31 protein-coding genes and 1 other RNA gene are annotated in these 26,092 nt (G+C 42.3%); 12 read left to right on the top strand and 20 right to left on the bottom strand.

The window, feature by feature from the left end; genetic code table 11:
* Positions 1 to 28: 28 nt before the first annotated feature.
* Positions 29 to 1,240 carry a DNA polymerase IV gene (gene dinB, locus LJ707_RS01680; protein WP_228948996.1) on the bottom strand — a complete coding sequence of 404 codons (1,212 nt, stop codon included), beginning with the start codon at positions 1,238 to 1,240 and terminating at the stop codon, positions 29 to 31.
* Between the two features lie 51 nt (positions 1,241 to 1,291).
* Between dinB and LJ707_RS01675 the strand changes: the two genes are divergently transcribed.
* The 4 genes from LJ707_RS01675 (at position 1,292) to LJ707_RS01660 (ending at position 3,914) form a co-directional block, all read left to right on the top strand.
* Positions 1,292 to 1,843 (top strand): 2'-5' RNA ligase family protein, encoded by a 552-nt coding sequence (locus LJ707_RS01675; RefSeq protein WP_228948995.1) that lies wholly within the window; start codon positions 1,292 to 1,294, stop codon positions 1,841 to 1,843.
* Between the two features lie 100 nt (positions 1,844 to 1,943).
* Positions 1,944 to 2,043: signal recognition particle sRNA small type (ffs, locus tag LJ707_RS01670), an RNA gene on the top strand.
* A gap of 92 nt (positions 2,044 to 2,135) precedes the next feature.
* Entirely contained in the window at positions 2,136 to 2,798 is a 663-nt protein-coding gene (gene fsa / locus LJ707_RS01665) for a fructose-6-phosphate aldolase (RefSeq protein WP_228948994.1), read from the top strand.
* Positions 2,799 to 2,951: 153 nt separating this feature from the next.
* Positions 2,952 to 3,914, top strand: coding sequence for a YpdA family putative bacillithiol disulfide reductase (locus LJ707_RS01660; RefSeq protein WP_228948993.1), 963 nt, complete (start codon positions 2,952 to 2,954; stop codon positions 3,912 to 3,914).
* A 3-nt stretch (positions 3,915 to 3,917) separates the two neighbouring features.
* Here LJ707_RS01660 and LJ707_RS01655 read toward each other — a convergent pair whose 3' ends face one another.
* The 4 genes from LJ707_RS01655 to LJ707_RS01640 all read right to left on the bottom strand — a co-directional run bounded on the left by LJ707_RS01655 (position 3,918) and on the right by LJ707_RS01640 (position 7,313).
* Positions 3,918 to 4,835 carry a ribonuclease Z gene (locus LJ707_RS01655; protein ID WP_228948992.1) on the bottom strand — a complete coding sequence of 306 codons (918 nt, stop codon included), beginning with the start codon at positions 4,833 to 4,835 and terminating at the stop codon, positions 3,918 to 3,920.
* 21 nt (positions 4,836 to 4,856) lie between these two features.
* Entirely contained in the window at positions 4,857 to 5,234 is a 378-nt protein-coding gene (locus LJ707_RS01650) for an STAS domain-containing protein (protein ID WP_228948991.1), read from the bottom strand.
* 49 nt (positions 5,235 to 5,283) lie between these two features.
* Positions 5,284 to 6,228, bottom strand: coding sequence for a phosphoribosylaminoimidazolesuccinocarboxamide synthase (locus tag LJ707_RS01645; RefSeq protein ID WP_228948990.1), 945 nt, complete (start codon positions 6,226 to 6,228; stop codon positions 5,284 to 5,286).
* A gap of 125 nt (positions 6,229 to 6,353) precedes the next feature.
* Positions 6,354 to 7,313 (bottom strand): PhoH family protein, encoded by a 960-nt coding sequence (locus LJ707_RS01640; protein ID WP_228948989.1) that lies wholly within the window; start codon positions 7,311 to 7,313, stop codon positions 6,354 to 6,356.
* A gap of 100 nt (positions 7,314 to 7,413) precedes the next feature.
* Here LJ707_RS01640 and LJ707_RS01635 point away from each other — a divergent pair, with 100 nt between their 5' ends.
* Both LJ707_RS01635 and LJ707_RS01630 read left to right on the top strand, forming a co-directional pair.
* Positions 7,414 to 8,190, top strand: coding sequence for an S-adenosyl-l-methionine hydroxide adenosyltransferase family protein (locus LJ707_RS01635; RefSeq protein ID WP_228948988.1), 777 nt, complete (start codon positions 7,414 to 7,416; stop codon positions 8,188 to 8,190).
* A 117-nt stretch (positions 8,191 to 8,307) separates the two neighbouring features.
* Positions 8,308 to 9,705 carry an MBL fold metallo-hydrolase gene (locus LJ707_RS01630; RefSeq protein WP_228948987.1) on the top strand — a complete coding sequence of 466 codons (1,398 nt, stop codon included), beginning with the start codon at positions 8,308 to 8,310 and terminating at the stop codon, positions 9,703 to 9,705.
* A gap of 310 nt (positions 9,706 to 10,015) precedes the next feature.
* Here the strand turns inward: LJ707_RS01630 and LJ707_RS01625 are convergent, their stop codons facing one another.
* The 13 genes from LJ707_RS01625 to LJ707_RS01565 form a co-directional block, all read right to left on the bottom strand.
* A complete protein-coding gene (locus tag LJ707_RS01625; protein WP_228948986.1) occupies positions 10,016 to 10,963 on the bottom strand; it encodes a D-2-hydroxyacid dehydrogenase in 948 nt (315 codons plus the stop codon).
* 80 nt (positions 10,964 to 11,043) lie between these two features.
* Positions 11,044 to 12,111, bottom strand: coding sequence for a 3-phosphoserine/phosphohydroxythreonine transaminase (gene serC, locus LJ707_RS01620; RefSeq protein WP_228948985.1), 1,068 nt, complete (start codon positions 12,109 to 12,111; stop codon positions 11,044 to 11,046).
* 147 nt (positions 12,112 to 12,258) lie between these two features.
* Positions 12,259 to 12,927, bottom strand: a complete 669-nt coding sequence (gene rpe / locus LJ707_RS01615; protein ID WP_228949753.1) for a ribulose-phosphate 3-epimerase — start codon at positions 12,925 to 12,927, stop codon at positions 12,259 to 12,261.
* A gap of 57 nt (positions 12,928 to 12,984) precedes the next feature.
* Positions 12,985 to 13,257, bottom strand: coding sequence for a hypothetical protein (locus tag LJ707_RS01610; protein ID WP_228948984.1), 273 nt, complete (start codon positions 13,255 to 13,257; stop codon positions 12,985 to 12,987).
* A 165-nt stretch (positions 13,258 to 13,422) separates the two neighbouring features.
* Positions 13,423 to 15,564: a polyribonucleotide nucleotidyltransferase gene (gene pnp, locus LJ707_RS01605; RefSeq protein WP_228948983.1), complete on the bottom strand. Its 2,142-nt coding sequence runs from the start codon at positions 15,562 to 15,564 to the stop codon at positions 13,423 to 13,425.
* A 133-nt stretch (positions 15,565 to 15,697) separates the two neighbouring features.
* A complete protein-coding gene (gene rpsO, locus LJ707_RS01600) occupies positions 15,698 to 15,976 on the bottom strand; it encodes a 30S ribosomal protein S15 (protein WP_194100721.1) in 279 nt (92 codons plus the stop codon).
* A 171-nt stretch (positions 15,977 to 16,147) separates the two neighbouring features.
* Entirely contained in the window at positions 16,148 to 16,525 is a 378-nt protein-coding gene (gene rpmA, locus LJ707_RS01595) for a 50S ribosomal protein L27 (RefSeq protein WP_228948982.1), read from the bottom strand.
* Between the two features lie 50 nt (positions 16,526 to 16,575).
* Positions 16,576 to 16,884, bottom strand: a complete 309-nt coding sequence (gene rplU, locus LJ707_RS01590) for a 50S ribosomal protein L21 (protein WP_194100723.1) — start codon at positions 16,882 to 16,884, stop codon at positions 16,576 to 16,578.
* A 71-nt stretch (positions 16,885 to 16,955) separates the two neighbouring features.
* A complete protein-coding gene (locus tag LJ707_RS01585; protein WP_228948981.1) occupies positions 16,956 to 17,645 on the bottom strand; it encodes a M48 family metallopeptidase in 690 nt (229 codons plus the stop codon).
* Positions 17,642 to 18,142 (bottom strand): hypothetical protein, encoded by a 501-nt coding sequence (locus tag LJ707_RS01580; protein WP_228948980.1) that lies wholly within the window; start codon positions 18,140 to 18,142, stop codon positions 17,642 to 17,644. The genes LJ707_RS01585 and LJ707_RS01580 overlap by 4 nt, the downstream gene beginning before the upstream one ends.
* Positions 18,143 to 18,197: 55 nt before the next feature.
* Positions 18,198 to 18,572 (bottom strand): four helix bundle protein, encoded by a 375-nt coding sequence (locus LJ707_RS01575; protein WP_228948979.1) that lies wholly within the window; start codon positions 18,570 to 18,572, stop codon positions 18,198 to 18,200.
* Positions 18,573 to 18,612: 40 nt separating this feature from the next.
* Positions 18,613 to 19,983: a dicarboxylate/amino acid:cation symporter gene (locus tag LJ707_RS01570; protein ID WP_228948978.1), complete on the bottom strand. Its 1,371-nt coding sequence runs from the start codon at positions 19,981 to 19,983 to the stop codon at positions 18,613 to 18,615.
* Between the two features lie 69 nt (positions 19,984 to 20,052).
* Positions 20,053 to 20,379 (bottom strand): YbjQ family protein, encoded by a 327-nt coding sequence (locus LJ707_RS01565; RefSeq protein WP_228948977.1) that lies wholly within the window; start codon positions 20,377 to 20,379, stop codon positions 20,053 to 20,055.
* A gap of 316 nt (positions 20,380 to 20,695) precedes the next feature.
* Here LJ707_RS01565 and LJ707_RS01560 point away from each other — a divergent pair, with 316 nt between their 5' ends.
* From LJ707_RS01560 to LJ707_RS01550, 3 genes are read left to right on the top strand one after another with little or no spacing between them, the layout of a single operon-like run.
* The gene (locus LJ707_RS01560; RefSeq protein WP_228948976.1) at positions 20,696 to 21,223 is read left to right on the top strand and encodes a hypothetical protein; all 528 of its coding nucleotides are present in this window, start codon (positions 20,696 to 20,698) and stop codon (positions 21,221 to 21,223) included.
* Positions 21,224 to 21,279: 56 nt separating this feature from the next.
* A complete protein-coding gene (locus LJ707_RS01555) occupies positions 21,280 to 21,777 on the top strand; it encodes an RNA polymerase sigma factor (RefSeq protein ID WP_228948975.1) in 498 nt (165 codons plus the stop codon).
* A complete protein-coding gene (locus tag LJ707_RS01550) occupies positions 21,764 to 22,354 on the top strand; it encodes a hypothetical protein (RefSeq protein WP_228948974.1) in 591 nt (196 codons plus the stop codon). The genes LJ707_RS01555 and LJ707_RS01550 overlap by 14 nt, the downstream gene beginning before the upstream one ends.
* A gap of 498 nt (positions 22,355 to 22,852) precedes the next feature.
* Here the strand turns inward: LJ707_RS01550 and LJ707_RS01545 are convergent, their stop codons facing one another.
* Positions 22,853 to 23,878, bottom strand: coding sequence for a low specificity L-threonine aldolase (locus LJ707_RS01545; protein ID WP_370632362.1), 1,026 nt, complete (start codon positions 23,876 to 23,878; stop codon positions 22,853 to 22,855).
* Between the two features lie 127 nt (positions 23,879 to 24,005).
* Here LJ707_RS01545 and LJ707_RS01540 point away from each other — a divergent pair, with 127 nt between their 5' ends.
* From LJ707_RS01540 to LJ707_RS01530, 3 genes are read left to right on the top strand one after another with little or no spacing between them, the layout of a single operon-like run.
* The gene (locus tag LJ707_RS01540) at positions 24,006 to 24,617 is read left to right on the top strand and encodes a hypothetical protein (protein WP_228948973.1); all 612 of its coding nucleotides are present in this window, start codon (positions 24,006 to 24,008) and stop codon (positions 24,615 to 24,617) included.
* A gap of 6 nt (positions 24,618 to 24,623) precedes the next feature.
* Positions 24,624 to 25,151 carry a hypothetical protein gene (locus LJ707_RS01535; RefSeq protein ID WP_228948972.1) on the top strand — a complete coding sequence of 176 codons (528 nt, stop codon included), beginning with the start codon at positions 24,624 to 24,626 and terminating at the stop codon, positions 25,149 to 25,151.
* Positions 25,148 to 25,309 (top strand): hypothetical protein, encoded by a 162-nt coding sequence (locus tag LJ707_RS01530; protein WP_228948971.1) that lies wholly within the window; start codon positions 25,148 to 25,150, stop codon positions 25,307 to 25,309. Before LJ707_RS01535 ends, LJ707_RS01530 begins: the two co-directional genes overlap by 4 nt.
* 18 nt (positions 25,310 to 25,327) lie before the next feature.
* On the opposite strand, the gene LJ707_RS01525 is transcribed toward LJ707_RS01530, so the two are convergent.
* Complete coding sequence (locus tag LJ707_RS01525; protein WP_228948970.1) at positions 25,328 to 25,945, bottom strand: HAD family phosphatase; 618 nt, start codon at positions 25,943 to 25,945, stop codon at positions 25,328 to 25,330.
* Positions 25,946 to 26,092 lie beyond the last annotated feature (147 nt).

The raw sequence follows: 26,092 nt of genomic DNA, 5'->3' as shown, positions 1-26,092 counted from the left end.
AGGGTTGCTAATTGCAACCCTGTTTGTTTTATCCTTTTAAAAACGGGTTAAAGTTTCTCGTTCCTATCTCCATACCGGCGGCACGGCATACGGTTTTATCGCCAAACTTAAAGTTAATGTTATCCATAGCCTGGTAAAGGCGGATACGTTCCTCGTTATCTTCAAACAGGTTGATCTGGTATCGGCCGGTAGCCAGATTGCTGAGCTTAACCCCTATTAATCGTACAGGCCTATGCCCGTTCCAGGCTTTTTTAAGCAGATTTTTTACACCCGGTATCAGTATATGTTCGGCAGCGGTGAGTGATATTTTTTCCTGTAAAGTATGGGTTTCAAAATTAGCATACCTTATTTTGATGGCAAGGCACGAGGCCAGTTTATTCTCTTTACGTAGTTTATAGGATAGTTCCTCCGTCATGCTCACCAAAATAGTTTCCAGCGTGCGCGCGTCGGCAACATCATGATGAAAAGTATGTTCGCTTGAAATTGATTTTCTGTCTGAATGTGGTACGATCTCGCTATGGTCTATCCCTCGCGCCTTTTCCCATATATACAGGCCCGACTTGCCAAAAACCGTTTGCAAAAAACGCAATTCCACCTTTTGCAGATCGCCTATTTTTTCAATACCGTATTCGTATAGTTTTTTGCAGGTACTCTCGCCCAGCATGGGTATCTTATTAATAGGCAGCGGAGCTAAAAAATCCATTTCGCTACCGTGGGGTATCAATAATTGTCCGTTAGGCTTTGCTTTATTGGTAGCCATTTTAGCAACCGTTTTGCTTGATGCCATACCGAATGAGATGGGCAGCCCGGTATCCCGCATCACTTTTTGCCTAAGATCAGAGGCGATCTTGTAGGGATCATGAAACCTGTCCATCCCGGTCAAATCAATATAAAATTCATCAACCGATGTTTTTTGATACAGCGGCACCGCGTTATGGATGATCTCGGTTACTTCGCGTGAGGCCTCGCCATACCGGCCGTGACTGCCGCTGATTAAAATAGCATGCGGACAAAGTTTAAGCGCCTGCCTGGTAGGCATGGCTGAATGTACGCCGTACTTGCGCGCCTCGTAACTACATGATGCCACAACACCCCTATCAGCCGAGCCTCCGATGATGACAGCTTTGCCGATAAGTTCAGGATTGAACTTACGCTCAACCGAAACGAAGAACGAATCAAGATCAATATGTACAATATGGCGCTTGCCGGACATGGTGCAAATATCAAAAATAATTTGCAATTACTAAAATTATTAGCAAATATTGTGGCTTTAAAACCATTATATCAAACCATGCACTACGCCGATTATATGATGTTGCTCTCCCCGCCTGATGAGGTGGTTTATGAGATTGAGAGATACAAAAAAGCTTCGGCCAAACATATTGGTCAATTTAAGAGTATGCACGCCAAAGCACATATTAGCATTTGTAAGGCCGAACGGCAAAAAACCTTTATTATTGAACCTACCCTGCAACGTTTAGCGCAAAAACTAAGTACCATACCACCTATTGTATTACATATAAAAGGCTTTGGCTTTTTTAAGCATGGCGACAAGAGCATGACCATTTATGCCAATGTTGACTATAACGACGCTGTTAAAAAATGGTTTAAACTGCTATTGCAAAACATGAACCTTAAAATAAGCTTAAACCCGCACATTACCGTTGTGCGTAACATTACGGCAAAACAATTTGAGTTGCTATGGCCATACTTTGCCAAAGCACAATACAATGATGTTTTTAAAATTGATGCCCTCACTGTACTTAAACGCGATACTTTCGGGCACGAACAGCATTGGCAGCAACATAAGGTATTGCCCTTCCACAATCGATTTTTTAGCTAAGTTTAGCAATATTAATAATTATTCATGCTGATTATAAGTGTGTTAAATACACAATCAGCAATTTATGTTGCGGTGACGAAATCTTTGCTATATTTGCGGTGGGTAAGTCTTTTACGACCAGCTCCTCTTGAACTCCCCCAGGGTGGGAACGCAGCAAGGGTAGAGGGTTGTAGCGGTGCGATAAAAGTAGCTTACCCATTTTTTTTAACTCGACCTTTTGTTACCTGAGTACTCCATATTATAACTCGGGTAACTATATATTTTTGTTATTTCAACAAAATCATCATACAAAATGAAATTTTTTATTGATACTGCAAACCTTGCACAAATCAAAGAAGCACACGAAATGGGTGTTTTAGATGGTGTAACTACTAACCCATCGTTAATGGCTAAAGAGGGCATTACAGGCCACGACAATATCATTAACCACTACAAAGCAATTTGCGAAATTACCGATGGTGATGTAAGCGCCGAAGTTATAGCAACTACTTATGACGAGATAGTAGCTGAAGGCTTAGCCCTTGCTAAATTGCATGAGCGTATAGTGGTTAAAGTACCTATGATTAAAGATGGTATTAAAGCTATTAAGTACTTTACCTCAAAAGGCATTAAAACAAACTGTACACTGGTATTCTCAGCAGGGCAAGCATTATTGGCCGCTAAAGCCGGTGCCACTTACGTATCTCCTTTTGTTGGCCGTTTGGATGATGTATCAACCGATGGTATACAACTGATTGAAGATATACGTTTGATATTTGACAATTACGGTTACGAAACGCAGATATTGGCTGCTTCGGTACGCCACCCAATGCACATTATACAGTGTGCTAAAATTGGTTCGGATGTAATTACCGGTCCGCTAAGCGCTATTGCCGCATTGCTTAAACACCCTTTAACTGATACCGGTTTAGCTCAGTTTTTAGCTGACTACCAAAAGGGCGCTAATAAAGCGTAAGCATACAGTTACAACAATATTAAAATGTCATCCTGAACGGATGCGGCATACTTTGAAAAGAGGTAATTAACATTACTGTGACCAAAGAAATACCGCTATCATCCTTCAGAATGACATTTTTTGTTTTATTTTACATCTGCTGATATTTAACAAATGCTTGATATACTCATTATAGGCGGCGGCCCTATCGGTTTGGCCTGCGGGCTGGCAGCGCAAAAGGCAGGGCTTTCTTTCAGGATAATTGAAAAGGGTTGCCTGGTAAATTCGCTGTATAACTATCCGTATACCATGACATTCTTTTCCACGTCAGACAGGCTGGAGATTGGCGGTATACCTTTTGTTACCATCAACAACAAACCCAATCGTGCCGAAGCTCTGGAATATTACAGGCGTGTATCACTATCAAATGAATTACCCGTTAATTTATTTGAAGAAGTTACCGAAGTAAAACGTGATGGAGAATATTACAACATTACTACCAGCAAGGCATCTTACCAGACTAAGTATGTAGTGCTGGCTACGGGCTTTTATGATATTGCCGTAAACCTGAATATCCCCGGCGAAGACCTGCCCAAAGTAAAGCATTATTATAAAGATCCGCATTATTACGCCATGCAAAAGGTGATTGTGGTGGGTGCCAGCAACTCAGCTATTGATGTGGCGCTGGAAACCTATCGTAAAGGCGCTGACGTAACTTTGGTAGTGCGCGGCAGCGAAGTAAGCAGCCGTGTAAAATATTGGGTAAGGCCGGATATTATCAACCGTATTGATGAAGGCAGTATTAAGGCGTACTTTAACTCAGAACTTGCCGCTGTACGCGAGCACGAGGCTGATATAAGAACAGCCGAAGGCATCGTTACCATCCCGAATGATTTTGTAATGGCGATGACGGGTTACAAACCTAACTTCAACTTTCTGAAAAAGCTGGGAATAGAACTTTCAGCAGATAAATTCATTCCACACTATAATAAAGATACCATGGAAACCAACCAGCAGGGCATGTACCTTGCAGGTGTAGTTTGCGGCGGGTTAGATACGCATTTATGGTTTATTGAAAACTCGCGTATACATGCCGAGATGATCATCGGGGATATATTGAACAAGAATCAGGCTTAACTCCTATTCATCAATAATAAACGTCTTTCCTTCTATCGCCAGCTCCGTATCCGGAAATACGGTACAGGCTTCGTCAAGCAAATCATTAAGGGTTTTATATCGCGCAGAAAAATGGCCGATCAATAATCTTTCAGCACCTGTTTTAACAGCCACGTCAGCAGCCTGTAGCGCGGTTGTATGATAGGTATCCTTGGCTCGCTCCAGCATATCATTCATAAACGTTGCCTCGTGGTACAAAACTGTGGCGCCCTTTATCTGTTCAAAATAATGCGCGCTGTATATGGTATCCGAACAATATGCGTATGATTTCGGCTCCGGTGGCGGAATAGTAAGGCTGTCATTAGCATATACAGTTCCATCTGGCGCGGTATAATCGCGCCCCGCCTTAATAGCGCTAAAATATGCTACGGGCACCTCTAATTCATCTATACGTTCCTTTACAAGCTTACGGGTGCGCTTTTTGCCCCTGAATATAAAACCGGTGCAGGCTATGCGATGAAGCAAGGGTATAGTTTCAACGGTAAAATCATTGTTCTCAAATATCTGCTCAGGCCTGTCGGCATTAGTAGCTTTAAAAACAAGCGGATATTGCAGCGTGGTTTCTGAGTATTTGAGCTGCATTTCAATGATCTCTATAAGCGGTGCGGGCCCAAAAAGGTTCATGGGCTTTTTACGGCCGTTTAAATGCAGTGATGAAAGTAAGCCAACAAGACCGAGATAGTGATCGCCATGAAGATGGCTGATGAAGATACAATCGATGCGGCTTGCTTTAATGTCAAACCGCATCATTTGCTGCTGACTGCCTTCGCCGCAGTCAACCATGTATAAATGTTCGTTAATGTTTAGTACCTGGGCCGTGGGGTTACGGTTGTAAATAGGCGTTGCCGAACTGCTTCCAAGTATTATAACTTCAAACTTCATACCCGGAAAACAATCAAAAAGTTATTTTAGTTCCCGTTTAAGTTCTTTTTCTATCTCTTCCATAAAAATAAGGTCGATAGCTTCTTCACAGGTTGGTACAATGCTTAATACATTCTCCAGTTGTGATATGGTAACCAAACGGTTAACCGCATCATTCAACCCGCACAAAATAAAAACACCTTCGGCATTTTTACAAAGGCGATGGCCAACCAAAAGGCTGCTTAAGCCCGATGAATCAGCAAATTTAACCTGCGACAGATCAAGAATGATATTGCGCTGGCCTTCGGTATTGATAAGTATAAGCTCTGATTTAAGCTGAGGAGTAACCAATGAATTTAACTTTGATTCATTCAGCTTCACCAATATATACTTCTCGTGTTTGTCAACAGTAAATTTCATTGTACGTTTATTATATAGCTAATATAGCAATTTTTTAATGTTAGTAAAATTAAAGCGCTGCCAATGCCTGTTTAACATTGCCCTCTACCCTTTTCAAAATATCATCGCTTGATGAACGAACAAACTTTTCGCCGGTTATCTTTTCATAAAGCTCAATATATCGCTCAGATATTGACAGGATCTTCTCCGCTGTCATTTCAGGTACGGTTTGGCCATCTTTGCCCTGAAAATTATTCTCTATCAGCCACCTTCTAACAAATTCCTTTGAAAGCTGTTTTTGAGGCTCGTCATTTTTTTGACGCTCGGCATATCCTTCGCTGTAAAAATAACGCGATGAATCGGGCGTATGAATTTCATCTATCAGATAAATAACCCCATCGGCCTTGCCAAACTCATATTTGGTATCTACCAATATCAAGCCTTGTTCAGCCGCTATTTCGGTACCACGCGCATACAATGCCTGGGTATAAGCTTCCAGCTTTGCATAATCTTCAGGCGATACAATTCCGCGAGCAAGTATCTCTTCTTTTGATATATCCTCATCATGCCCAACTGATGCCTTAGTTGTTGGGGTGATGATAGGCTGAGGAAGCTTATCGTTCTCTTTTAAACCCTCTGGTAAGGCCAAACCGCAAACCTCTTTACGGCCGGCGCTGTACTCGCGCCAGGCATGGCCTGCTAAATAGCCGCGTATCACCATTTCAACCTTAAAAGGTTCGCATATACGGCCAATGGTAACGCTTGGGTCGGGCACACTGATCACCCAGTTGGGTACAATATCTTCGGTAGCCTTTAAAAACTTGGCCGCTATTTGGTTAAGTACTTGTCCTTTATACGGAATCGGCTCAGGCAATACCACATCAAATGCTGATATGCGGTCGGTAACCACCATGGCCAGGAATTTATTATTTATAGTATATACATCGCGCACCTTGCCTTTGTAAAAAGCCGTTTGCCCGTCAAAATTAAAATGTGTTTCTTTTATCGCGTCCATTTATGAGTTAATAGTTGATGGTTCATAGTTCATGGAATAACTATAAACCGTAAAAAAGAGTTAGTACTATAATGTATAATTCATGGCAATAAAACTATGAACCATGAACTATAAACTATGCCCTACTATTGTATATCGCCGTAAGCCTCCAGAATGCGTTTTACCAGTTTATGGCGTACCACATCCTCGCCGCTCAGGTATATAATATCGATGCCTTTAATGTCGGTAAGTATCCTCAAGGCCGTATGCAAGCCTGATTGCTGCTTTTTGGGCAAGTCAATCTGCGTTACGTCGCCGGTTACTATAAACTTAGCTGTAGGGCCCATACGCGTTAAAAACATCTTCAACTGCATATCGGTAGCGTTTTGCGCCTCATCTAATATCACAAAACAGTTATCAAGCGTACGGCCACGCATAAACGCCAGCGGGGCTATCTCTATGGTACGGTTCTCCAGGTAAGTTTTTAACTTTTCCGGCGGTATCATATCGTCCAGCGCATCGTAAAGCGGGCGTAGGTACGGGTCTATCTTCTCTTTCAGATCACCCGGCAAAAAACCCAGGTTCTCTCCTGCCTCAACAGCCGGGCGGGTTAGTATAATGCGCTTTATCTCCTTGTTTTTTAAAGCACGAACGGCCAGGGCAACGGCAGTGTAGGTTTTACCGGTACCGGCGGGGCCAATGGCAAACAACACATCATTTTTCAGGATGCTATCAACCATGCGGCGCTGGTTGGCCGTACGCGCCTTAACCATTATACCGTTATGGCCAAAAACTATAACTTCTCCGGTGGTTGATTTATCGGCAGGAGTATCATTAACCGGCGCAAGCGATACTTTTGAACCCAGTATGCGCTCTATATCAGTTATATTAAGGTTATCGTATTTCTCAACATGCTGTAGCAGATAACCGAATTTTTCACTAAAAACCAGCAGTTCCTGCTCATCACCCAATACCTTTACTTCACTGCCGCGTGCAACTATTTTTAACTTTGGATATTGTTTTTTAATGATCTCAAAATGATCATTATTAGGCCCCCAAAGTACCGCAGGATTGATGTTTTCGATAGATAATTTTAACTCGTTCAATACAAATTGATTTTTAGTTGCTGATTTTTATGAATTAAAAATTGAATATTTGTAGCGCTTATCGCTTGTACAAGATTAGTAATAAATATTTAAATAATTAATGGCAATAATAACTTTAACTACCGACCTTGGCGATAAGGATATATACCTTGCAGCACTAAAGGGGAGTATTTTAAAATTGTTGCCCGAGGTTAATATTGTTGATATTACCAACAGCGTATCCACGTTCAATATACAACAGGCGGCTTTTATTTTAAAGAATAGTTTTCACTATTTTCCGGACAATACGGTGCACCTTATCGGTATTGATACCGTGTATAATTCATTTACAAAATACCTTGCCATCCATTATAAAAATCACTTTTTTGTTGGGGCCGATAATGGCATATTCTCGCTGATGTTTGATGAAGAACCGGAAGAGGTTTATGAGATAAACATTATGCAGGACCTTAAATTTTTGCACTTTCCGCTGGCTGATATTTTTGTTAAGGCGGCTTGCCACCTGGCCAATGGCGACCCTATTGACGAGATAGGTTTACGTATAAGCGGCATCGAGAAAAAAATGAACCTGCAGCCAGTGGTTGAGAAGAACCTGATCAAAGGCGCGGTGATCTATATCGACTCATTCCAGAATGTGATCACCAATATCACTAAAGAGTTTTTTAACACCATACAGCAGGGCCGCCGTTTCACTTTGTATTTTAAACGCAACGAAACCATTAACCACCTGAGCTGGCATTACAACGAAGTGCCCGAGGGCGAAAAGCTGTGCCTGTTTGGCATTAGCGATCACCTTGAGATAGCTATAAACAAAGGCAATGCCAGCGGATTATTAGGCCTTAATTTAGGCGATAGCGTAATTATTGAGTTTGAATAGCAATGCCTTGTAACATTTACTTTAATTAACTGTAAACAGGGCTTTTTGGCTTAACTTTGCCGTGGGTAAAATACTCAACCAAGCCTGCATTGCAGGCAACTAACTGATGGTAATTTAATGAAATTAACTATACATGGTGCCGCCCGCCAGGTTACCGGGAGCATGCATTTGCTTGAGGTAAATAATTATAAGATACTGATAGATTGCGGATTGGATTATGAGCGTGAACGGCACCTGCAAAGCAACGAGAACTTTCCTTTTAACCCGGCTGACATTGATGTGGTGATACTCACTCACGCGCATATTGATCACTCAGGCAATTTACCTACGCTGGTGCGTATGGGTTATGAAGGGCAGATATTAAGCACCGCCCCCACGGCCGATCTTACCGAACTGCTTTTATTAGATTCAGTAAGCATATTCATGAACAAGGCCAACAAAGGCCGCAAACATGGCCGTAACCGCGGTAAATTCAACAGTGGCGCACAACCCTTATACCTGCAAAAGCACGTAATGGACACGATGGAACGCTTTGTTACCATCGGCTTTAATAAACCATTCAGGCTAACCGGCGATGTTGAACTTACCTTTATACCCGCAGGGCACTTGCTTGGTGCTGCCGGAGCTGTTTTAAAGGTTAATGATAACGGCGAGGAAAAAACGATCGCATTTACCGGCGATATAGGCCGCAAAAATTACCCTGTACTGAATGATCCGGAGCCGCTCCCTCCTGTTGATTACCTGGTTAGCGAGGCTACCTATGGCGGTCGTTACCATACCAAAAATAAAACCGTTGAGGACGCCTTGGTTGAAACCATTGAGAAAGCCTGTATTAAAGAGCAGGGCCGGCTCATCATCCCGGCATTCAGTATCGGGCGCACGCAATCATTGGTTTTTGCCCTTAATAAAATATTCAGCAGCGGGTTACTGCCTCCTGTTAAAGTATTTGTTGATAGCCCCATGGCGGTGATGGCCACCCGGATATTTCGCAAATATCATTACCTGGTTAATGATGAGGCGCAAGAGTTTTACAACAGGCAAGGCGACGAATTTGAATTTGATAATCTTACCTATGTAGAAACACTGAAGGATAGCCGGCAGGTTTCCAATTATTTTGAGCCCTGCATCATTATATCATCAGCCGGTATGCTTGAGGGTGGCCGTATACAGGATCACCTTTTTTACAACATACAAAATTACTATTGCACCATCCTGTTTATAGGCTATTGCGCCAAAGGCACATTGGGCCATCGCCTGCTGCGCGGCGACCCGATTGTGCATATCAAAGATCGCGACCTGGCTGTTTACGCCACCATTAAACAAACGGATGTATTAAGCGCCCACGGCGATCATGACGACCTGATGGGTAACATCCTTTCACAGGATAAGAACAAGCTTAAAAACGTCTTCCTGGTACATGGTGAAACTTCAAGTATGGATGCCCTGTCAGCTTCTGTTGAGGAAGCCGGTTACAGCGCTACTGTGCCTGAAAAGGGTGTGGAGTATATTTTATAAATCGAACTTTATAAAAAGCGTCATTGCGAGGTACGAAGCAATCTCTTTAGAACATTCTTCAAGCAAATCGCCCGGGGATTGCTTCGTACCTCACAATGACGCATTTTTTATCCCACTTGTCATTTCGAAGCGACAGCGAGAAATCTGTCTGCGTTCATAAAAAAGCGACAAGATTTCTCCTCGTACCTCGTTCGAAATGACAAAAAATTCAATATAAAAGTCTTCCCTCCAGGGGAGGATTTAGGAGGGGTAAAAAAAATCCACGAGCATTACTACCCGTGGACTTTAAATATCAGATTGATAAATTATCTTACTTTTTAAAGTGATCGATGATCAGGCTGGCCAGTTCTACGCCTATTCTTTCCTGCGCTTCGTTGGTTGCCGCGCCAATGTGCGGAGTCAACGAAATTTTAGGGTGAGAAAGAATTTCCTGACGGGGGGTTGGTTCATTGTCAAATACATCAAGTGCAGCGAATGAAACCTTACCACTATCAAGTGCCGATATCAAAGCTGTTTCTTCAATGAGGCCGCCGCGTGAGCAGTTAATTAAGCCTACACCCTTTTTCAATAGCTCCAGCTCAGCTTCGCCAATCAGGGCTTTGTCGACAAATGGCGTATGCAGCGTGATAAAATCTGATTGTTTCAGAACTTCCTCTAATGTGGCGGTTTTAACCGATACATTCACTTTAATACCACCACCTAAAACAATTTCCAGCTCAGGGTTAAAAGGGAATACATCATAAGCCAGTACTTCCATACCTACGCCAATAGCGATCTTGGCCACTTCACGACCGATACGGCCAAAACCCAGGATACCTAATGTTTTACCGCGCAGTTCAACACCTTTGGCATAAGCTTTTTTAAGGCCGTTAAAATTGGTAGCACCCTCAACCGGCATTTTGCGGTTGCTATCATACAAAAAGCGTACACCGCCATATAAGTGGGCGAATACTAATTCCGCTACTGATAATGATGATGAAGCCGGCGTATTGTATACGGCTACGCCTTTCTCCTTAGCATAGTCAACATCAATATTATCAACACCTACACCACCACGGCCTATCAGTTTAATGTTAGGGCAGGCATCAATAAGTGCTTTACGAACCTTAGTAGCACTGCGTACGGTGATAGCATCGTATTCATTTAAACGGGCAGGTAATTCATCCTGCGGTATATTGTTGGTATCAACAGTAAAACCAGCATCTTCAAGCATCTGCTTGCCTACCGGGTCAATACCGTCATTAGCTAATATTTTCATTTGTCATTAGTCATTATGTCATTAGTCATTGGCAAACATCATTTTATTTAATGACTATTGACCACTGACCGTTGACTAAATTATTTATTTTTTTCAGCAAACTCCTGCATAGCTTCTATCAGCACATGCACACTGGTTATTGGCAAAGCATTATAAATTGATGCCCTGAAACCGCCTACACTCCTGTGGCCTTTAATGCCTACTATACCTTTTTCGTCACACAGTTTCAGGAATGGTTTTTCGTGTTCCGGGTTTTCAGCCACAAAGCAAACGTTCATGTGCGAGCGGTCTTCAGTTGCAGCCACACCTTTAAACAATGGGTTGCGGTCTATCTCGGCATATAATGCTTTTGATTTGGCAATATTTTCCTGCTCGATGGCTTCAACCCCACCTTTTGCTTTTACCCAGTTCAAGGTTAGCATTGATACGTAGATAGCGAACACCGGAGGCGTATTGTACATTGAACCGCCTTCAATTTGTGTTTGATAGTTGAACATTGCAGGTATCTTACGATCTGTCTTACCCAATATCTCATCCTTAACAATAACAAGCGTTACACCGGCAGGGCCCATATTTTTTTGCGCACCGGCATAGATCAGGCCAAAGTCGGCAACATTGATCTTGCGGCTGAATATATCTGACGACATATCGCAAACTACAGGTACCGGCGACGGTGAGAAGTTTTGTAACTGCGTACCGTAAATAGTGTTATTTGATGTTATGTGGAAATAAGCCGCGTCGGCAGGTATTTCAAAATCCTTAGGGATATAGGTAAAGTTACTCTCTTTTGATGAAGCAACCACAGCAACCTCGCCAAAGTACTTAGCCTCTTTAAGCGCTTTGTTTGCCCATACACCGGTTTCAAGGTATGCGGCTTTGCCGCCCTCCGGCAAAAGGTTATATGGCACTAACGCAAATTGCGTACTTGCACCGCCCTGTAAAAATAATACCGAATAACCTTCAGGTAAACTAAATAACTCTTTAACCAAACGTACAGCTTCATCTAAAACAGCTTCAAACTCTTTGGATCTGTGCGAGATCTCAAGTATTGATAAGCCTGTACCATTAAAATCGATAACAGCCTGAGCGGCCTGCTTTAATACCTCCTGGGGTAATATGCCCGGCCCGGCACCAAAATTATGTTTCATATAATTTGTTGAAATGTGAATGCTAAAACACTTTGGTCAGTTAGTATATTAACGCGCCGAAGTTAATTATTTTGACAAAGTATATAGAGATTATTTGCTTTTTGTTGAAAAAAAGCGACACTTTATTAACAATCAGCAGGATGGGTTTCAGGCTTGCTGAAGGGGTTGCACATTTTTGAGTGCTGATATAGCCGCGGATTGATCATCAGCCGAAAAAACTGAACTACCTGCTACTAATACATTAGCGCCGGCTTCAATCAATTTTGCGGCGTTGGTTACATCTACCCCACCATCTATCTCAATTAAAAGCTTAGGGTTATGATATTCAGCAAGTGTGCGTAGCTGCTTTATTTTTTTGTAGGTATTGGCAATAAATTTTTGACCGCCAAAACCCGGATTTACGGACATAATGCAAACCTGCTCAACATCAGTAATAACATCTTCAAGCAAACTTACATTGGTATGCGGGTTAAGCGCCACCCCTGCCCTGCAGCCCAGATCTTTTATAGCCTGTATGGTACGATGCAGGTGAGTACATGCTTCATAATGCACCATTATGCCATCAGCACCGGCCTCCTTAAAAGCCTTTAAATAACGGTCAGGATCTACAATCATCAGGTGTACATCCAGCGGTTTGGTTGCGTACTGCTTAACCGCTTTCATCACCGGGAAACCAAAAGATATATTGGGCACAAATACGCCATCCATAACATCCACATGTATCCAATCAGCTTCGCTGTTGTTCAACATTTCAATATCACGCTGCATATTGGCAAAGTCCGCCGCAAGAATAGAAGGGGCAACTAATGGCTTCATGGCGGTAAATATAGGCATTGTTAGGGTGCGGTTAAAATTTGTTTCTGTAGAATGTAATCAATCGCAATTAAGCAAAAGATCATAATATTTTTTCATTAAAACCGTATCGTAATTTACAAGTGAATTATACGCCTCAGAAACCAGCTCATTAAGTATTGATGCACCCAATTGCCCGGCCCCGTTGGGTATCGATTCGTAGTACTTTATAATATCCTTAACTCTAATAATCTCATATAGCAGTAGTTGCACCAGATCCGCCTGCGCATCAGACTTTAGCCCTTTCGGGTTATTACTCAGAAAATCTAAAGGATCAAGAGGTGTAAAATTCATTTTCTATATAAGCACCGGATATAACTATACCATCTAACTATCCAATACAAACAGTTGTTAGCAATGTTTTAATGAATAAACTTTTGTTACAATAATGTTACAAACCATCTTTAAACAATGAAACCCTCGCTTTTAGGGAGGGTTTCATGTTGCAATAATAATAAATTATTTATTCTCTTCAGTTGGTCTTTCCGGTTTTGGCAGTAAAGCCTTACGTGATAATTTCAGCTTACCTTGCTTATCAACATCAAGCAGTTTTACACGCACCTCGTCACCTACCTGGAAAATACCGTCCATGCTCTCAAAGCGTTTGTGGTCAATTTCTGATATGTGAAGCAATCCGTCCTTACCCGGTAAAATTTCGATGAAAGCGCCAAAAGGCATGATCGATTTTACTTTACCTTCATAGATATCGCCAACCTCTGGCTTAGCGGCTATGTTACGTATGCGGGTAACAGCCTGATCGATAGATGCCTTGTTATCAGCAAATATTTGTACTATACCCTGGTTGTTAACTTCTTCGATAGAGATGGTAGCACCGGTTTCACGCTGCATTTCCTGGATGATTTTACCACCGGGACCGATAACCGCACCAATAAATTCTTTATCAATTTTAATGGTGATGATACGCGGAGCGTGTGGTTTGTAATCATCACGAGGCTGTTCAAGTGTCTTTTTCATCTCGTTAAGGATGTGCAAACGACCATCTTTAGCCTGGTGCAAAGCCTTAGCCAATACTTCGTATGACAGGCCGTTGATTTTTAAGTCCATCTGGCAGGCAACAATACCATTTTCAGTACCGGTTACCTTAAAGTCCATATCACCTAAGTGATCCTCGTCGCCCAAAATGTCAGACAATACGGCGTATTTAGTACCTTCAGGATTAGTAATTAAGCCCATGGCGATACCTGATACCGGAGATTGGATTTTGATACCGGCATCCATCAACGCTAATGTACCCGCGCAAACGGTAGCCATTGATGATGAACCGTTTGATTCCAATATATCAGATACTACACGGATAGTGTATGGATTTTCATCAGCAACTGGCAATACTTGTTTTAATGAACGCATAGCCAGGTTACCGTGACCGATCTCGCGACGGCCTGCACCCCTGTTAGGACGAACCTCGCCGGTTGAGAAACCCGGGAAATTGTAGTGCAAAATAAATTTTTGATAACCGTTGATGAACGCGCCATCAATCATTTGCTCATCATCCTTAGCCCCCAGGGTAACAGTGGTTAATGATTGTGTTTCGCCACGGGTAAATACCGCCGAACCGTGAGCCGCAGGCAGGTAGCCAACTTCGCTCCATATCGGGCGTATTTGTTTTGAGTTACGGCCATCCAAACGCAGATCCTCATCAAGGATCAGGTTACGTACAGCATCGTACTCTACATCATGGAAATATTTTTTGATCAGGCCTTCAGTAACCGCATCTATCTCGATACCTAAAGTAGCGATGAATATATCGCGTATTTCACGCAGTTTTTGATGACGCTCGTGTTTGCTTGAACCTGATTTGGCTACCTCATAAACTTTATCATAAGTGGCAGCATAAACTTGTTTTTTTAACTCCTCGTTGCTATGCTCGTGGCTGTAAATACGTTTCTCGGTTTTACCAACTTCGGCAGCAAGTTCTTTTTGAGCCTGCACCTGTACTTTGATAGCCTCATGAGCGAATTTAATCGCTTCAACAAGTTCTTCTTCCTGAATTTCTTTTGATTCGCCCTCAACCATGTTGATGTCAAACTCAGAACCTGCCACGATGAACTCTAACGTAGCGCGCTCTAAATTGCTCAGGGTTGGGTTAATTACCAGCTTGCCATCAATTTTAGCTACGCGAACTTCTGATATAGGGCCGTTGAACGGGATATCAGAAACAGCCAAAGCCGCTGATGCCGCCAAACCGGCAAGACAATCAGGCATAATATCCTTATCTGCCGAGATCAATGAGATCATTACCTGTGTATCGGCATGGTAATCCTCCGGGAAAAGCGGACGTAAAGCGCGGTCAACCAAACGAGAGATCAATACCTCATAGTCTGACAAACGTGCTTCACGGCGTAAAAAGCCGCCCGGTATACGACCGGTAGACGCGTATTTTTCCTGATAGTCAACAGAAAGCGGTAAAAAATCAACCCCTTCTTTTGCTTCAGGTGATGATACTACAGTAGCCAGCAACATGGTGTCGCCTTGTTTTACTACTACAGAGCCATCAGCTTGTTTGGCCAGTTTGCCGGTTTCGATCTCAACGGTGCGGCCGTCACCTAAATCAAATACCTTTTTAATTGCGTTATAACTCATTTTGTTTTTATTGTGATGCGTTTTTCATCTTCAGGAACGCACCGGTTGTTTATGTTTGTTTAAAAACTTGCGCACAAAAGTAAAAAAGCCATTCGTATTTAACGAACGGCTTTTTTTGCAATACGATTGAAGATTACTTGATGATATCCCTAAGCTGTAAAGCTTTGATGATAGCACGGTACCTTGCAATATCTTTATTATAAAGGTAAGCCAGTAATGCACGGCGTTTACCTACAAGCTTTTGCAGTGATAACTGGGTTGCAAAATCTTTTTTGTTTTTTTTCAGGTGCCCGGTTAAATGAGCAATACGGGTTGTAAACAACGCTACCTGACCTTCTGCTGAACCTGTATCGGCAGCACTGTTACCATGTTTTGCGAAAATTTCTTGTTTCGCTTCTTTACTTAAATACATTACTTGAATAATATTAAAGCTGTTAATACTTTATTAATTGTGGGTGCAAAGATATACTTATTAATCAGCATATACAATAGCGGCACAGCTTGTTTATAAATATATTTTAGCTTAAAAAACAAAGGCCACCCTATTAGGGCAGCCTTGTATGTGGTAATATTTATACTGAAATTATTCAGCTACAGCAGCTTCTTCAGTACCTTCATCTACAGGAGCCTCAGCTTTAACTTTTTTTGTTTTGCTTTCAGCTTTCGCTTTTGGAGCAGGTACTGCTACTTCAGCAACTTCTTCAGTCTCAAAAGGAATAACTGATACGTATGAACGGTTATCAGCTTTCTTTTTGAAAACTACCTGGCCATCAATAAGCGCGAATAAAGTGTGATCTTTACCGATACCTACATTAAGGCCCGGGTTGTGCGGGGTACCACGCTGACGAACGATGATGTTACCAGCGATTGCAGGCTGACCACCGAATATTTTGATACCTAAGCGTTTGCTATGCGATTCACGGCCGTTTTTGGAACTACCGGCCCCTTTTTTGTGTGCCATTTCTTATATCTTTTTATGAAGGATAAAAACCCTTCGGGATTAAACAATAATTACAGAGCGATACCTGTGATCTCGATTTTGGTAAATTGCTGACGGTGACCGTTTTTCTTTTTGTAACCTTTTCTTCTTTTCTTTTTGAAGATGATCACTTTATCACCCTTTACATGCGACAAGATCTTAGCTGATACTTTAGCGCCTTTCAAATCAGTACCTAATTTGAATTTACCTTCGTTTTCTGCTAACAATACTGTGTCAAATTCAATACTAGCGCCTTCATCTCCCTGTAAGCGGTGTACAAAGATCTGCTGGTCTTTTGCAACTTTAAATTGCTGTCCGGCTATACTTACTATTGCGTACATTGTTATAAATTATGTTTTTAAAATTTCGAGGTGCAAATATAGTTCTTTCAAAAACAAAACACAAACCTATGTTAATTTAATTTACACTTTGATCTTAACGCTTGCTCATAAGCTGCTTCAATTGGCTTACCGCCTAATTCTTTACAAACTTTAAAGTATTTAACTGCATTGATACAATCGTTTTTGTTAAAATATAAAATGGATAGTTTGTAAGATGTATTTTGATTTGAAGGATCAATCCGGTAAGATGACTCCAATAACTTGATTGCGTTTGCAAAATAAGCTTTGTTACCGCTTTTTGTATACAATACAAAATGTACAGTTCCTTTGTCTGTTAAAAGATTAGCGCTTTTGGGATTGATTTTTAATCCGGTTTCATGCTGCCTGAGTGCTTCATTATAATCCTCAAAATAAAAATATACAGCGGCATAACCCCAATAAACGTTTTCGTTTTTATTATCTAAAAGCCAAGCCTGATTAAACCGGTACATAGCCGTGACCGGATCACCGGAATATAAATACTGAAATCCCCTGCTGATTGAAGCATCAGATGCTTTACGCGGGTTTTTCTGATCAGCTAAAGTTGTTTCTATAAATTCCTTATCAGCGGCTAATTGCCCGCTATTTTTAACTGCGTGACCAAACTCAGGCAACAACCTGATTTCTGTTTTAGCTTTAATTTTCCACTCGTTGTAGGTTATTTTCTGACCTAAACATAGGTTAGAAGCAGCGATTAAAAAAAACAGTGTTAATTGCTTCATTTTTTATTTCGCTGCTCGGCATCGCGCAATACACGCTGTATCTCTTTTATCAGGCGTTGATTAGCATCTATCAGCTTCTCATTACCCTGGTAATTGGCCTGAAACAATACCGATTTACTTTTACGCATGTAGTTGAACTGAATAACATAATACGGCACGTTCGGGTCGCGCTTAGCACTATTCACTTCCTGCGCCGGGAAGTCCCAAAAACCAAGATCAGCAGCCTTGCGGTGCAGGTATAACAGATCATCCTTGGTAAGTTTCAGCGTAGTTTTAACCAGTGAATCGCGACCATCAATAAACTGATAGTTATGCGTTTTCGAGTTATATTTATTTACCAGGCTATCGCCATTGCCATACTCAAAAACGATGTACTGAAACTCATTGAACTTGTATGGCGCATTCTTAACCATCATACCATAATAGTAAAAGCAATAAGCCAGAAAAGGCACTATAACACTGGCGGCAAGGAAGATCTTTTTATTACGAAGGGTCATTTACTTAATTAATGATTGAATTACTGAATTATTGAGTTATAGATTTACTGAATTTTTACTTTTTTGCAGATACCGTTTTACGGGAGGCTGAAACTATTTTGAGTATTTGATTACCTTCATCAAGCAAATAATTTAGTTGTGGCGCAGGCACCACTTCAGCCTCAATTAATACTTCCATCCAAAAAACGGATTCATCAGTTTCTTCAACAACAGTTGAAAGTTTTGAATGAAATTCAGCCTGTGAACGAGCACGACATGCAGCCCTGTAATTAGCACCAACTGAGGATGATGAACGTAGTAATTGCCGCCCGATTATCTTTGCTTCTTCGGTTTTTGGTAAAGTTCTGTAAAATTTGATGTTATCAACCACAAATCTTTTCGTTCTGGCTTTAAAAGCTTCAGCAAAATCAACTTTCTCTTTGTCTGACATAAAATCAATAATTCATTAACTCAATAAATCAATAATTAACTTAGTCTATTTCTTTCTCCCACTTACTTACTACAGCGGTAGCCATGGCGTTGCCTAAAACGTTGGTTGCCGAGCGGCCCATGTCAAGCAATGGGTCGATGCCGATAAGCAGGGCTAAACCAGCCTCCGGAATATTGAACATGGAGATGGTACCGGCAATTACCACCAGCGATGCGCGGGGCACACCGGCAATACCTTTACTGGTAAGCATCAATATAAGCAGCATAGACAGTTGCTGCTCGAACGAAAGATGGATGTTATAAGATTGCGCCAGAAACAGCGAGGCAAAGGTCATGTACATCATGGAGCCATCAAGGTTGAATGAATAACCCAGCGGCAGCACAAAGCTTACAATTTTATTATTGCAGCCAAAACGCTCAAGCTCGATAAGCACCCGTGGATAAGCGGCCTCACTGGTTGAGGTGCTAAAGGCTACCAGCATGGCATCCTTAATATTATTAACCAATGTAAAGGCACGCCTGCGCAGCACTACGTAACCCGCAAGTATGATAACCAGCCATAATATCAATAACGAAAAATAAAACTCGCTTATAAAAATGGCATAGGTTGATAGAATGCCTAACCCCTGCTTGGCAATAATGGCCGTTATAGCGCCAAATACGGCAAGCGGCGCGGCCTTCATAACATAGCCGGTAATTTTCAGGATAACATGGGCAATGGCATCCATAGCCTTGATCACCACCTCCCCTTTTTCGCCGATGGCGGCGGTAGCCACACCAAAGAACAGGGAGAATACCACGATCTGCAATATCTCATTATTAGCCATCGACTCGATAAAGCTTTTGGGAAATACGTGGCCAATAAAATCGCGCAGAGAAAGCGCCGCCTTTTGTACCCCTGTGCTGATATGGCTATCAGGCAGCGGCAGGTGCATAGCCTTACCCGGCTCAAAAAAGTTAACCAGCACCATACCTAACAGTAACGATACCAGCGTAGCGCTTAAAAACCAAAGCAGGGTTTTACCGCCAATACGCCCAACGGCCTTTATATCGCCCACCTTGGCAACCCCCACCACCAGTGTAGTGAACACCAGCGGTGCCACGATCATTTTTATCAGCCGTAAAAATATATCGCTAAGAATGTTAAACCCAACCAGCTTATCCTCGCGGGCGGCATCATTGGCCTTGCGGATAGTTACCTGTTCGGCGCGTTGTATATTAAGCTCTTTATAACCGGCAACCGTAGTATCCGTCATGGTAACCAGGCGCGCGTCAATGGTTTTTATCTGCGCCTCGGCAGCGGCCATTTTGGTGTTGATTTCATTAATAACAAGGGTATTATATAAATACCCTGTTATTACGCCCACAACCAGGGCTATAAATATGTAAAGTGTAAGTTTGCTACGGCGCATGCAAGTCAGTTAAACCCCAAAGCTACAAATTTACACGGGTAATAAAAGCAGGCGTTGAAAACCCGCCTGTCACACATCAACCTTGCTCACCTTTACAGCAGTGCCATAAGCCAGCACTTCAGTAACGCCCTGCATCACCTCATTGGCATCATAACGCATATTAATAATAGCGGTAGCACCAACTTCCTGCGCATGCAAAATCAACAGGTTATAGGCTTCCTGGCGGGCTTGTTCGCAAAGCTCGGTGTAAATACTGTTTCGGCCACCGAAGATGGTTTGTAAGCCACCCAAAAAGTTGCCGCCCACACCGCGCGAACGAACGGTTATGCCGCGGATAACGCCTAAATGTTCGGTTACTTTGTAACCCTCTAAATGTGTACTTGTTGTTACTATCATAATCCTTTTCTATGTTTAAAGTCAATAATATCTCTATGAAATTTCAATATAAATAGTCCGGTAGCACATATGGCTAAACCTGAATATGCAACATATGGTTTAGCATGGGCGAAATATTTTCCTTGGACAAACATTAAGGACAACCCCAGTATGAACAAAAAAGCCCCTATAATAAATACTTGTATTTTGGCAAATGTTCGCGGATGCAAAATTATATTTTAAGATTACTAAATGTGTTTGTTACCTCAAACATAAGTTATATCATCAATATTTAAATGAATAACAGAACTTTGTTGTTTTAGATGATATACCAGCTATGAGTGTTAATACGTACGGACTACAAAACATAAAAAAGGAACTGCAGCATTTACAGCCCGCACAAATGGCCGACTTACTGCTGCGCCTTGCCCGTCATAAAAAAGAAAATAAGGAGTTGCTGGCTTACCTGATGTTCGAGGCGAATAATGAGGCGGCTTTTGTTGAGCAGGTTAAGGCCGAGGTTGGTTTCGCCTTTAGCCAACTACCCTCGCAAAGCTATTTTGCCGCTAAAGCACTACGTAAAATATTAAGGCTGATCAATAAATACGTAAAGTTCATGGCCTCAAAAACCGCCGAGATTGAGCTGCTGATAAATTTTGGCGAAAACTACCTGCAATATGCCGACCGAAAAACATCATACAAACCCTTACGTATGATACTGATAAAGCAGTTAGAAAAGATACGTAACAACATTAACAAGCTGCACGAGGACATAAAGCACGACCATATACCTGATTATGAACAATTGCTGAGCAGTGCGGATAAAAAATTACAATGGTTAAATATTATTGATTACGAGTTGTAACATAATAATAACTTTGCCATCTAAACTATAAAACACAATTAACTGTAACTGCAAGCGTGCCCGGTAAAGAAGCTGCCTTTAAGCAAATTTTTGAAGCCAACTCAAAAAAGATATTTCACCTGTGTTATGGTTACACGGGCGATGACGACGCGGCGCATGACCTGCTGCAGGAAACCTTTTTAAAGGTTTGGCAAAACCTGGACAAGTTTCGTAACCAGGCCATGATATCGACCTGGATATACCGCATTGCTGTAAACACCTGCCTAACTTACCTGCGATCTGAAAAACGCCAGGCTAAGGATGAACTGACCCCGCAAATCGCGGAAACCAAACGCGAGGAACTATCTGAAAAGAATGAGCAGGTGGCGTTGCTTTATAAATGTATCTCTAAACTTGAAGAATCGGAAAGAATTATAATAACTATGGTGCTTGATGAAATGCCCTACCCTGAAATTGCTGAGGTTTCAGGGATATCCGAAGGCAATCTGCGGGTAAAAATTCATCGTATTAAACAAAAGTTAACAGAATTATACAACCAGTATGAAAGACTTTGATCATATAATGTCGGTTTGGCAGGAGCAGCCAAAACGCGATCAGCTTTCGGTAGACGAGGCGCTGAGGCAGGTGAAACGTGGGGTGGGAAGCCTTAACAAAAGGTTGTTACGCGGCATAATCAGTATGCTGATCGGTTCGGTAGCGGTATTATTTGTAATGCTGTTCCTGGTATTTCAATCGTGGGTAACGTATTGCGGTATCGGCATTATTTTATGCACCATGCTGCTGTACATGTTTGTAATGATAAAAGATTACAGGCTGGTATCAAAAGAGGACGTTACCATACACCCTGTAGGTTATTTACAAGGTTTAAAAGAATACCAGCACCGCCGCTCAAACCTGTATGGCTGGTTATATTACCTGTACCTGCTATTAATTACCGTTGGCCTTTCGCTATACCTGTTTGAGGTGCTTGAACATTCCTCACGATTGTTCCGCTTTTCGTTTTACGGCTTTACCCTTGTATGGCTTTTATATGTAGCCTTTTACCTTAAAGACCGCATATTTAAACTGGAACAGGAAAAACTGAACCTGATAATAGAGCGATTAGAACGGTTGCAGAATCAGTTTGATTGAATAGCTGAGCTTATTAATCAACAAAGCACAAATCGCAAATAACCTGTTCTACCGGCATCAGAAATGCCCGGAGCAGCACAAGCCCTGCCAAAGCAGAACCTTTCACCGGGCAGGGCGTAGACGGCGATATTTGTTTCTTTTGATCGCTCAAAAGAAATTGAGGACAAATAATGAACTATTATAGTTTGTGCCCGATATATAAAGGGGGCTTTAATGAATGTCCGCTTTTGGCCGCAGAGGCCCGTTACTTTACCTTAAGATGCAAAGTAACCAAACATCAAGGCAGAAAAAACCTTCCCCCCACAGGCCATACTCCCTTGCCCGGTTTTCTGCCAGGCCACCGCGCTTTTTTGAAAAACGTATCATATTAAAGTCCTCCCCTTGGGGGAGGATTTAGGAGGGGTTGTACGAGGAGAAAGCTGTCGCTTACAATGAACGCGTGCAGATTTCTCGCTGTCACTCGAATGACAGGATAAGAATAGTAATCAGAACTATATACTACAGGCCCTTCAAAACCTTAACCGTATACTCAATACCATCAGCATGTACATCCAGATGGGTTACAAAGCGAATGCGGTGTTTATCGGTAGTGCCGCATTTAACACCCTGTTCGACAAGGCGGGCAACTATTAAGTCGGCAGGTTCAATGGTATCAAATAATACAATATTAGTTTCAACGGGCATAACGTGGGTTACCCAATCGCACTGACTGAGCTCATCAGCCAGGATATGCGCGTGTGCATGGTCTGTTTTCAGTCGCTCAACATGATGATCGAGCGCGTATATACCGGCAGCGGCTAAAAAGCCGGCCTGTCGCATACCTCCGCCCAGCACCTTGCGTATACGGCGTGCTTTTTTAATAGTATCCTTATCGGCTAATAAAACCGAACCAACAGGCGTACCCAAACCTTTTGACAGGCATACAGAAATGCCATCAAAATATTTTCCGTAATCTGCGGCGCTATCACCGGTATGCGTAATGGCATTGAATATACGTGCGCCATCAAGGTGCAGCTTTAGATCGTGCTGACGGCACAGTTCAGCTATAGGCTTGATTTGCTCAAGTGTGTAGCAACTGCCTCCACCCTTGTTCACCGTATTTTCGAGCACTACCAGGCTGGTGTGCGGGTAATGTATATTGTCGGCATTAATTTCCGGCGCTATCATGTCCGCAGTAAGTATACCCCTGTAACCATTAAGTAAACGTGTGGACACCCCTGAGTTAAACGCGATTCCCCCACCCTCGTAGCGGTAAACATGCGCGGTTTGGTCGGCAATCAGCTCATCCATAGGCTGGGTAAAGCATTTTATCGCGATCTGGTTGGTCATGGTGCCTGACGGACAAAACAGCCCTGCTTCCATACCAAACATGGCGGCAGCCTTTTCTTCGAGCGCGTTAACCGTTTCATCTTCACCAAAAACATCATCGCCCACTTTGGCATTCATCATGGCCTCAAGCATGGCCGGTGTAGGTTTTGTTATGGTATCGCTGCGAAAATCGACCGTTAGTTGCATATCAGGCATTTTTAGTAATTTAGCTGCAAAGCTAAGCCTTATGCGCAAAACATTATTATTGATTTTGCATAGCTTACAACATCCGGTTAAACCATTATGCAAACGCTAAGTCAATCACAGCAAAACACCTTAACTTATGCAATTATTTAACAGGATAACTTTACTATTATTTTTTGCCGTAATGGCCTTAAACGCCAGCGCCCAGTGGAAAAAAGGCAGCTATTATGATGTGAGCGGCAACAAAAATACCGGCCTTATAAAAAGGGACGAGCAGCACATTTTATATAAACCCACCAAAAAGGATAAAGAAATAAAACTTACCGCCGCCGAAATAAACGGCTTTATGGTTGATAAAGATAGTTTCAGGGTATCGCGTGCGCCTGTTTTCGGGCAGCCTGTTATTGTACAGGTACTAACTAATGGCCCTACTAAAATATACGTATCGCGGCCGCTGGTAAAAAAGTTCAGTAAAGGCTCCATGATAGGCGGGCTGCTGGGCGGTGAAACCGGTGCTGAAATTGGCGGACATGCAGGTGCCCTAAAAAGCTACAACGGCTATTATTACGGCCAGGACGAAAACTCGCTGGCTACCATTACCATGCAAAACTTTGTAGATATTACCAGCACCATTATGGCCGACAAACCTAAGGTTACTGCCAAAATAAAAGACAAAACATTCCGTTATGGCGATATGGACGAACTGGTGATATTTTACAACACCGGTGTTGAGCCATCGCTGATAGATTAATTCCTGATGATGAAAAACTGCTGCTTAGCTATTCTATTACTTACTATAACAACACTTACCGCCTCGGCGCAAAAATGGCAGGCGGGCAGTTTTACCGATGCAAAAGGCATCAGGCAAACCGGCTTTATTAACCCTAACCCAAAAGGCAAAGGCCCGGTAAAAGAGGAAGCATTTATTGAATACAAGCTTGATGACAAGATGAACCCCATTAAACTAAGCGCGGGCGAATTACGCTCATTTACCATTGGGCGCGATAGCTTTGTGGTTGCCCATGCCCCCGGCAATACTATGTGGGCAGGTAAGGAACTTGACTTTGTGCAGGTAGTACTTAATGAGGAAATAAACTTTATACCGGTAAGGGCGCAGGCAAATCGGGCGGCTTTGGTATACGGCCGGGCCTTTCGGGCGGTTTTGGTTTGGGTAGCGGCGGCTATGGCGGCGTTGGCGGCGGCGTGGGTATATCACTTGGCGGCGGCGGCAACGGCGGTAAGCAAAAAACAGCTTATTACTTTGGTGCCAACACTGCCGAAATGATGTTGCTCACCCCTATCAACTTTAATGATATTATGAGCGATATTATGGGCGATGAACCCGAAGTGGTTGGCCTCATCCAGCAAAATAAGTTCAACCTTAATAATATTGATAAGCTGATAGAATACTTTAACAAAGTAAAAGCATCCCACCAGCAATAAACCCCGGCTGTATACTACTTATATTTTATCAATACGTACCCATTGCATTCCGGCGGCCTCGGCGGCTTTGGTACCGGCCTCGCCATCTTCAAAAACCAGGCAATCCGCTGGCGCTACGCCAAGCTTTTCGGCCGCTGCCAAAAACGGATCAGGATACGGTTTGCCATGCTCGGTTTCACCGGCGCAAACCAGCACCTCAACCAAATTCAATATACCTAAAATACCCAATGTACGTTCAACAGCCCTACGCCCGCTGCCCGATACAACCGCTATAAGCACCTTACCCACATGAGCCTTTAAGTGCTCAACTACAAATGATATAGGTTGCGTGCTTTCAATATATTCATCGTAAAATACCTGGTAACGCTGCTCGGCAAAAATAACCGGATCAAAGGTGCTGTTGTAACGTTTGTTTATTTCTTCAACTACATTTTTTACCGGCCAGCCGGCCAGTTCGTCTACAATAGCACCGTCAAAAACCAACCCGCCATTAGCGGCAACTTTTATATAGGCGGCTTTATGTGCAGGCATATTATCGGCAAGGGTGCCATCACAATCGTACAAAAAAGCCTTATAGCCTTTAGATATTTCAGTTAATTTATCAAGCTTTTGCTGGTGCAATACATCATTAATCATATGCAAATATTAATAAAATACTAATGTTGCAGCGTTATTATAGTGTAATAAATACATTAAGTTCCTGTTTTAAACATAAATTTAAGACAAGGCCAAAAAGCATTATTTATTAAAATTTTAAATCAACATATCGATTAACTTCATTTT

The sequence above is a fragment of the Mucilaginibacter sp. UR6-1 genome (genome assembly GCF_020880975.1).
In the GTDB taxonomy this organism is placed as follows: domain Bacteria; phylum Bacteroidota; class Bacteroidia; order Sphingobacteriales; family Sphingobacteriaceae; genus Mucilaginibacter.
The sequence above is the reverse complement of the archived record's forward strand: the minus strand, read 5'-3'. Positions and strand labels throughout refer to the sequence as shown.